This window comes from Sulfurovum sp. bin170 (assembly GCF_010892395.1).
GTDB lineage: Bacteria > Campylobacterota > Campylobacteria > Campylobacterales > Sulfurovaceae > UBA1140.
On record NZ_JAACKB010000284.1, the window covers coordinates 1 to 2,609 of the forward strand.

The 2,609-nt window shown below is 35.5% G+C and carries 4 protein-coding genes; all 4 read right to left on the minus strand.

Features of this window, described 5'->3' with window-relative positions:
* On the minus strand, positions 1 to 193 hold a 193-nt coding region (locus GSY74_RS10795; protein WP_223157494.1), incomplete at its 3' end, for a hypothetical protein.
* 340 nt (positions 194 to 533) lie between these two features.
* Entirely contained in the window at positions 534 to 1,637 is a 1,104-nt protein-coding gene (locus GSY74_RS06705; protein WP_164664333.1) for an MFS transporter, read from the minus strand.
* A 6-nt stretch (positions 1,638 to 1,643) separates the two neighbouring features.
* Positions 1,644 to 2,141 carry an RDD family protein gene (locus tag GSY74_RS06710; RefSeq protein ID WP_164664334.1) on the minus strand — a complete coding sequence of 166 codons (498 nt, stop codon included), beginning with the start codon at positions 2,139 to 2,141 and terminating at the stop codon, positions 1,644 to 1,646.
* Positions 2,141 to 2,609 (minus strand): TIGR04219 family outer membrane beta-barrel protein (locus GSY74_RS06715; protein WP_164664335.1); only part of this gene is annotated, 469 nt, incomplete at its 5' end. The genes GSY74_RS06710 and GSY74_RS06715, both read right to left, overlap by 1 nt.

Below are 2,609 nucleotides of genomic sequence, written 5' to 3' on the forward strand. Positions count from 1 at the left end.
TAATTATATCGTTGTTGTTCAAGGGTAGAGACACTGCTCTACCCCTACAGATATTATTTTTCTTTTCGTAGGGGTAGACCCATGTGTCTACCCAAACAACCATAAAATTGTGTGTCGCTCTTTTGGCTAAGTTTTCCATAAATATTTTTGGAATCGGAGGCTTTAGCCCCGAATAATACGAGGCTAAAGCCATCGTTTCCTATTTTAGAAAATATGCCAAAAGAGCGGAAAATAGATTGGTAACTGTGGCTTTAGTCTGTTCCCTTTTTGGGGGTGGTCTTTTGTCAAATATGCCGAGATAGATAGTGTTGGAATTTGGGATTTGAAGAAAAATAATAGTTGTAATCGAAAGATATAGAGAGGATAAGGGTTTCCGTCCTGTTGAGACTATTGGATTTTGGGAAGCAGTTCCCCAAGATCCCATGATGCGACGGGTCGATGTGAAAACAGTGATACGCGAATTTTGCTTTTTTAGGCGGAATTTGTTTCTTTAGCTCAAAATCTCTGCTCCTCAATGATACTTGCTTTTTGTTCTACGCTAATTCATTAATTCTTCTTCTATCATGAATATATAACATCAAAAATGCACCCAATGTAATAATAGCTTCAATTAAAAATAGACTCTCCCCATAAATCCATCCAGAGACCATCGCCCCCACTGCTCCACCTAGTCCAAATCCAATCCCCAAAAGAAACTGTTGAGCCAATTTTTTTTGAGAGTAGAGTGAAAATACATAAGTTATGGTGGCTGTATGGTATAGAGCAAAGCTAACAGCATGAAGTGATTGAGAGGCAAAAGTTAGCGTTATGCTATCAGGATATAGATATAGAATCATCCATCTAAAAGCTGTTATAAGTGTAGCAATTTTCAAGATATTGAGTAGATTTCTCTCCAAAAGAGGGCCTTGGAAATAGAGCATGACAATCTCACAAACAACACCAAATATCCACATCCAGCTAACCATCTCTAGGCTAATTCCATGCTCTATTTCATAGATAGTAAAGAAGTTATAGAAGCCACCAAATGCTAATTGCATTAGAAATAGGCTTACCCAAAAAGCCCAAAAACGAGTTAGAGAAAAAGAGCTATCACTCTCTTGCTTCTTTCTCTCTTTTACTTCGCTATCAAACTGTAGTGCAAAATAACCAACTACCAATGTCATAAAAGCCGTTCCTGATAGATAGTAGAGTGCTTCATATGGGTCAGAGAGAATTTTCCCTAGCCAAAGTGCAATGATGATAAAACCAACAGACCCCCAGAGACGAATCCGTCCATACTCTTTTTTTGAAATTTGTTGCAGAGCGATAGTCTCTACAAATGGAAGAGAGATACCCATAGATGCCCCAAAAAGGAGATTCGCAAAGAGATATAGATAAAAATTTTCTACTGTACTCAAAAAGATTAAAGTAGCCAAAAAAGTAAATAGCAGAGAAAAAAGATAGACTTTATGATTTAGCTCTACTAGATGTTTAAATAGGAAAGGGAGCAAAAAACGCATAAAAGGTGCTGCCGCATAGATAATTCCTACTTGTGCCTTGCTGTAATTAAAATCCAAAAGTACCTTTGGCATGAAGATAATATATACCCCAACTAAAGCAAAATAGAAAAGGTAGAAGAGTGAAAGAGTTACCTTCATTAACTTTTATTTTTCGGATTCATTGCTTACAATAACAGCTGTGTTACTTAGAAAATCATGCAGACCTCTATTGTCTTTTCTAAAAAACATCATGAGCCAACCAACAACTGTAATTATAGATAAAACCATAGCAGTATTTCTAAAAATAATAGAAAACAGAGGTGGCTTCTCTAGGCTATTAATATCAACAACTTTTAGTCTGTAGTTACGGTATCCAGGAGTCTGACCATTTCCAAAAAACATAAACAGAGTCTGTACCGTAATGAATGGCACCAAGATATAGAGCCACCCTATTAGCATATTCTCCTCAAAATCTTCTCGATTATCCATTACTAAATATATTACAGCATACATAATAGGCATCATAAGCATAAATGAGTCTGTTATGGCTGCTTTGCTCTTAATCTTGTTATTAGCATATGGTATATTGGTCTCTCTGCTCTTTTTTTTAGGAGCCTCTGTGATCTTTCCCTTTTTTAAATCTCTAAAACGCTGTTTTGCCATTAGAAATCCCAGACTACTTTTCCGTATGCACCACTAAAGTCCGTATCCATACTCAAATCGTCTATATCGTCTAGTTTAAGTTTAAATGACTTATATCCAGCTTCCACGCCAAATCCAAGAGCAAAAGAGTATCTAGCACCAACTTCAAGATCATATAGCGTATTACTATCATAAGAGATATAGTTCCCTTCAGCTTGAAAACTTAAGTCTGTCGTAGGAACATCAAAACGAGCTTTGGCATATAACATTGGTATAGGTGCTTGGAAACTTTTATGCTCATATTCTGTTGTTGACTCTATATCTATTGTTCCATCTATATATTTTAGATTAACACCTAAATCTACATTTACCCAATTATCTAAAATCTCATAATATAAAGTTAAGTCATACATAGTTAGATCAAGTTTTGTATCTATATTATCAGTTATATTAAAAAGTTGAAAACCTCCAAATGAGAATGTTTTACTA